At 73.5% G+C, this 5232-nt stretch carries 5 protein-coding genes; 1 reads left to right on the forward strand and 4 read right to left on the reverse strand.

Annotation, left to right across the window (positions count from 1 at the left end):
* From IEY71_RS06620 to IEY71_RS06635, 4 genes are all read right to left on the reverse strand, one after another.
* The coding region (locus IEY71_RS06620; RefSeq protein ID WP_229781557.1) for a fumarylacetoacetate hydrolase family protein at window positions 1-1239 on the reverse strand (1239 nt) is incomplete at its 3' end.
* 66 nt (window positions 1240-1305) lie between these two features.
* The gene (locus IEY71_RS06625) at window positions 1306-2202 is read right to left on the reverse strand and encodes an aldolase/citrate lyase family protein (RefSeq protein ID WP_373292248.1); all 897 of its coding nucleotides are present in this window, start codon (window positions 2200-2202) and stop codon (window positions 1306-1308) included.
* Window positions 2187-2972 carry a 2-oxo-hept-4-ene-1,7-dioate hydratase gene (gene hpaH / locus IEY71_RS06630; protein WP_189084451.1) on the reverse strand — a complete coding sequence of 262 codons (786 nt, stop codon included), beginning with the start codon at window positions 2970-2972 and terminating at the stop codon, window positions 2187-2189. Before hpaH ends, IEY71_RS06625 begins: the two co-directional genes overlap by 16 nt.
* 74 nt (window positions 2973-3046) lie before the next feature.
* A complete protein-coding gene (locus IEY71_RS06635) occupies window positions 3047-4711 on the reverse strand; it encodes a thiamine pyrophosphate-binding protein (RefSeq protein ID WP_189084452.1) in 1665 nt (554 codons plus the stop codon).
* 167 nt (window positions 4712-4878) lie between these two features.
* Between IEY71_RS06635 and IEY71_RS06640 the strand changes: the two genes are divergently transcribed.
* Window positions 4879-5184 carry a hypothetical protein gene (locus IEY71_RS06640; RefSeq protein ID WP_189084453.1) on the forward strand — a complete coding sequence of 102 codons (306 nt, stop codon included), beginning with the start codon at window positions 4879-4881 and terminating at the stop codon, window positions 5182-5184.
* Window positions 5185-5232 lie beyond the last annotated feature (48 nt).

The raw sequence follows: 5232 nt of genomic DNA on the forward strand, positions 1-5232 counted from the left end.
GCGGCGGCCGAGCACGCTCGGGTGCGGCCCCTGCGAGAACACGGGGATCTCGAACTCGGCGACGGCGTCGAAGTCGCGCACCCCGCCGTCGGTGACGATGCCGGCGGCGCCGCGCACCTGCGCGCGCAGGGCGAGCACGTCGCCCACGGTGCCGGTGCCGCGCTCGCCGCGGGCCTCCACGACGAGCACCTCGCCGGGGGCGACCTGGTCGAAGGCGCGCTTCTGGGCGTTGAAGCCGCCGCCGTGCTCCTTGAAGAGATCGGGGCGGAAGGGGATGAAGCGCAGGGTCTTCGCGGTGCCGACGATGCGGTCGCCGGCGTGGTTCGGGAAGACGCCCTCGATGAAGACGTCGTGGTAGCCGCGCTTGCGCAGGGCCGCGGAGATCGTCGCGACGGCAGCCTGCGAGAGGAGCTCGCGCACCTCGGGGTCGAGACCGGCGGGCGCGGCCTCGCGCACGGCGGCGGAGTCGGGCGCGCTCGCGCGGCCGTCGGCGACCGCGGCGAGCAGCTCGGCCTCGCTGCCCCAGGCCTCGAGGCGCTGGTCGTCGTCGATGGCGGGCTTGGTGCCGAAGTCGCCGAAGGCGCGCTCGCCCTGGGTGACCGTGGTGACGAGCCGGCCGGTGCTCGGCGCGCCGGGCGCGGCGGGGGCGTCGACCTCGACCTCGACGACGTCGCCCGGGACGACGACGGAGGAGCCGGCCGGCGTGCCGGTGAGGATCACGTCGCCGGTCTCGAGGGTGAGGTGCTGGGAGAGGTCGGCGACGAGGCGGCCGAAGGGGAAGAGGAGCGTGTCGGAGGTGTCCTCCTGCACGAGTTCGCCGTTGACCCAGGTCCGGACGCGCCAGCCGTCCTGCCCGGCGACCGAGGCGGGGATCGCGGCCGGGCCGATCGGCGTGAAGCCGTCGCCGCCCTTGTTGCGCACGTTCGAGCCCTTGTCGGCCGAGCGCAGGTCGTAGACGCCGAAGTCGTTCGCCGCGGTCACGGCGGCGATGTGCGACCAGCCGTTCTCGGGCGAGACCCAGCGCGCGGGGGCGCCGATGACGATCGCGATCTCGCCCTCGAAGGCGAGCAGTTCGGTGCCGGCGGGGCGTTCGATGGTGCCGCCGGTCGCGGCGAGCGAGGAGGCCGGCTTGAAGAAGTAGCTCGGCTGGGCGGGGGTGCGGCCGCGCTGCGCGGCCCTCGACGGGTAGTTGAGGTGCACCGCGATCATCTTGCCCGGGGTGGGGATACCGAAGGTCATTGACGTCCTCGTCTCGTTGTATCTGAAATGATATACGATCTGGCGACGCGGCGGAAGTGCCGGCGCTCAGTAGCTCTCGCGGGGGGCGTTCGCGTCCGAGGCGGTCGCGCCGGAGGCATCCGCGCCGTCGCCGGCCCGCTCGTTCGCGGGGTGCGCCCCGATGAAGCGGTCGGCGAGCGCCTCCGAGGCGCGCGCCAGGATCGCGACGTCGGCGCCGACGGCGGCGAAGGCCGCGCCCTCGGCGAGATAGTGGTCGGCGTCCGCCGGGACGAAGGCGTTGATGCCGGCGGGCTTGCCGGCCGCGCGCGCGGCCCGGATCGCGGTCAGCGCGGCGTCGACGACGTCCGGATGGCTCGGCTGGCCGAGCAGGCCCATCGAGCCCGCGAGATCGGCCGGCCCGATGAAGATCGCGTCCACGCCGTCGACCGCGAGGATCTCCTCGACGTTCGCGACCGCGGCCGCCGATTCGATCTGCACGATCAGGCTCACCGTCTCGGAAGCCCGGCCGAGGTAGCCCTCGATGCGGTTCCACCGGGAGGAGCGGGCGAGCGAGGCGCCGACACCGCGCGCGCCGTGCTCGGCGGGAGCGACGTCGCCGCCGGCCGGGCCCGGGTAGCGCACGGCGCGGACGAGCTCGCGGGCCTGCTCCGCCGAGTCGACCATCGGCACGAGCAGGTTCTGCACGCCGAGGTCGAGGTACTGCTTGATGAGCACGGCGTCGCCGATCGGCGGCCGCACCACGGCCGAGACCGGGTAGGCCGACATCGCGTACAGCTGGTGCAGGATCGACTGCAGGTCGTTGGGGGAGTGCTCGGCGTCGAGCAGCACCCAGTCCACTCCGCTGCCCGCGGCGACCTCGGCGACGATCGGGCTGGCCGAGCAGACCCACATGCCGATCTGCGGGCGGTCGGCCGCGGCGAGGCGGGCCGAGAACGTCTGCGGGGCGTTCATTCGAATCGGCACGTGATCGCCCCCAGCTGGCCGTAGTCGGCGTGCACGGTGTCGCCGCGCTCGACCCACATCGGCCGGGTGAACGAGCCCGCGAGCACGATCTCGCCCGCCTCGAGGGACTGGCCGTGCTGCGCGAGCTTATTGGCGAGCCAGGCGACGCCCATCGCGGGGTGGCCGAGCACCGCGGCGGCGACGCCCGACTCCTCGATCGTCTGGTTGCGGTACAGCAGTGCGCCGACCCAGCGCAGGTCGAGTTCGTCGACCTTGACCGGGCGACCGCCGAGCACCATGCCGCCCATCGCGGCGTTGTCGCTGATCGTGTCGACGATCGTGCGGCCCTCGAGCTCGATGTGCGAGTTCAGGATCTCGAGGGCCGGCACGACGTAGGCGGTCGCGTCGAGCACGTCGAAGATCGTCGTGTTCGGGCCTGCGAGCGGCTTCGCGAGCACGAAGGCGAGCTCCACCTCGATGCGCACGTTCGAGAAGCGGTCGTACTCGACCGTCACGCCGGACTCGAACACCATGTCGTCGAAGATCACGCCGTAGTCGGGTTCGGTGATGCCCGTCGCGACCTGCATCACCTTCGAGGTGAGGCCGATCTTGCGGCCGACGAGGCGGGCCCCGGCGGCGGCGCGGCGGTCTGCCCAGAGCTTCTGCACGGCGTACGCGTCCTCGACGGTCATGCCGTCGTGGCGGGCGGTGAGCCGCGGCACGATGCCGCGGTCGCGATCGGCGATGAACAGTTCGTCGGCGATCGCCTCGATGGTGGACTGGTTCAGCACGCGGGCTCCACTTCCTCGTCGGGCGCTTGGGTTGATCGTATACGATCCTGCGACTCCGGCGCGAGGCCTCCGCGTCAGCGGGAGTTCACGCGGATGATCTCCTGCTGGTACGGCGCGATGACGTCGCCCGAGATGCGGCAGTCGAGCAGCAGGAACGGGCGCTCCGCCGCCGGGCGGGCGGCCCAGTCCGCGAGGGCGTCGAGCTCGGCGAGCTCGCGCACGACGACGCCCTCCGCGCCGAACGCGCGCGCCGCGGCCGCGAAGTCGGCCTCGGGGATCCGCATGGGGCCCTCGGCGAGCCCCTTCAAGCCGTAGAGGTTCACCTCCGCGCCGTAGGCGGCGTCGTTCCACACGACGGCGACGCCGCGGCCGCCCGCCGTGCGGATCGCGGTCTCGAGGTCGGCGATCGCCATCAGTCCGCCGCCATCGCCCGTCGTGAGCACGATCGTGGCCTCGGGGCGGGCGGCCGCCGCGCCGGCGACGCTCGGGAAGCCCTGCCCGATCGACTGGAACGCGGTGCCGACCATCATCATGCGGTCGGGCGCGGCCACCGGCCAGTACATGTTCGCCCAGCCGATGAAGTGCCCGCCGTCGGAGACGACCACGCGGTCCTCGGGCAGCAGCTCGGCGATCCGGCGCGCGGTGCTGCGCGGGTCGAGCCGGCCGTCGGGCGCGGCGGCCTCGCCGGGCTCGTAGGCCCGCGCGGCGGCCACGTCGACGCGCTCCCGCCAGCCGCCGGAGCGCGCCGCCTCGCCCGTGATGTCGATCAACTGCGAGACGAGCTCGCGGGCGACGAGCCCGGCGTCGCCGCGCACGTAGCCGCCCACGTTCGGATGCGTCGCCGCGGGGGCGACGTCGACCTGGAACACGCGCGTGCCCGGCGCGAACAGTTCGCCGAAGCGCATCGTGAACTGGTTCAGCGATGCGCCGAAGACGACGGCGACATCGGCCTCGCGGACGAGCGCCATCGCGCCGTCGGCGCCGAAGCCGCCGGTGACGCCGAGGTCGAAGCGCGCCTCGGGGAAGACGCCCCGGCCGAGCGCCGTGGAGGCGGTGAGCGCACCGCTCGCGGCCGCGAGCTCGCCGAGCGCCTCGCCGGCGTCGGCGAGCCAGGCGCCGCGGCCGGCGAGGAGGAACGGCCGCTCCGCCACGGCGAGGGCGCGGGCGATCTCGCTCAGTTGGCCGTGCGCGAATTCGCCGGCCGGGGCGATCGGCGCCGGCAGCGCGGGGGAGGGCGCCGCGGCGAGGGGGCCGGCCTCGGCGGCGGCGACGTCGTAGGGGATCGCGAGCACGACCGGCAGCCGGTACTGCAGGGCGTGCTCGACCGCGATGACCGTGGTCGCCGCGGCATCCGCGCGGCCCACCGTATAGGTGCGCGCGCCGACCGCCGAGGCGAGGGCGATCTGGTCGACGTCCCAGGGGCGCGGGCCCGAGGTCGGCTCGTCGCCGACGACGAGCACGAGCGGCACGCGCGCCTGCGCGGCCTCGGCGAGCGAGGTGAGCGTGTTGGTGAAGCCGGCGCCGTAGGTCGAGGTCGCCGCGGCGAGGCGCTTCGAGGCGCGGTAGTGGGCGTCGGCGGCGACGACGCCGCCGGCCTCGTGGCGCACCGCGGTGAACACCGCGTCGGTCTCGCGCTCGATCGCGTCGAGGAAGTAGGCGTTGCCGTTGCCCATCACGCCGAAGACATGGCTGACGTGGGCGGAGAGGGCGTGGGCGACGTGGGAGGAGACGGTGGGCATGCGGCGGCCTTTCGAGACGCGACGGACGGATTCCGTATGTGTCTCGCAACCGACGCCGGCATCGGCTCGCTTCGTGCCCATTTTTCGAGCACCGGCGCGGATGGCGCGCCTGGACGCAACGAGTATACGGCGACGGAGGGATGCCGCGGGCACGGCATGATTGAGCCATGAAGACCGTGCAGTTGCGTCGCTATCAGATCGTCGAGGGCGAGTTCGAGGCGTTCGTGGAGTGGTTCGAGACCCGGATGCCCGCGGTGCGGCGCGCCACCGGGTTCGAGGTGGAGTTCGCCTACGGGCGGCCGGAGGCGAACGAGTTCGTCTGGGCCGTGAGCGTGCCGGGCGACCGTGCCGAGTTCGAGCGCGTCGAGGCCGCCTACCTCGTCTCCCCGGAGCGCGCGGGGGCGTTCGAGGGGATCCCGGAGCGCATCGCGGCCAAGGAGATCTCCTTCGTGGAGGACGTCTCGATCGCCTGAATCTCGGGGGTGGACCGCGGGGGCGGCGACGTGCGCGGGCACGTCGCC

The organism is Agromyces mediolanus (assembly GCF_014648575.1).
In the GTDB taxonomy this organism is placed as follows: Bacteria; Actinomycetota; Actinomycetes; order Actinomycetales; family Microbacteriaceae; genus Agromyces; species Agromyces mediolanus.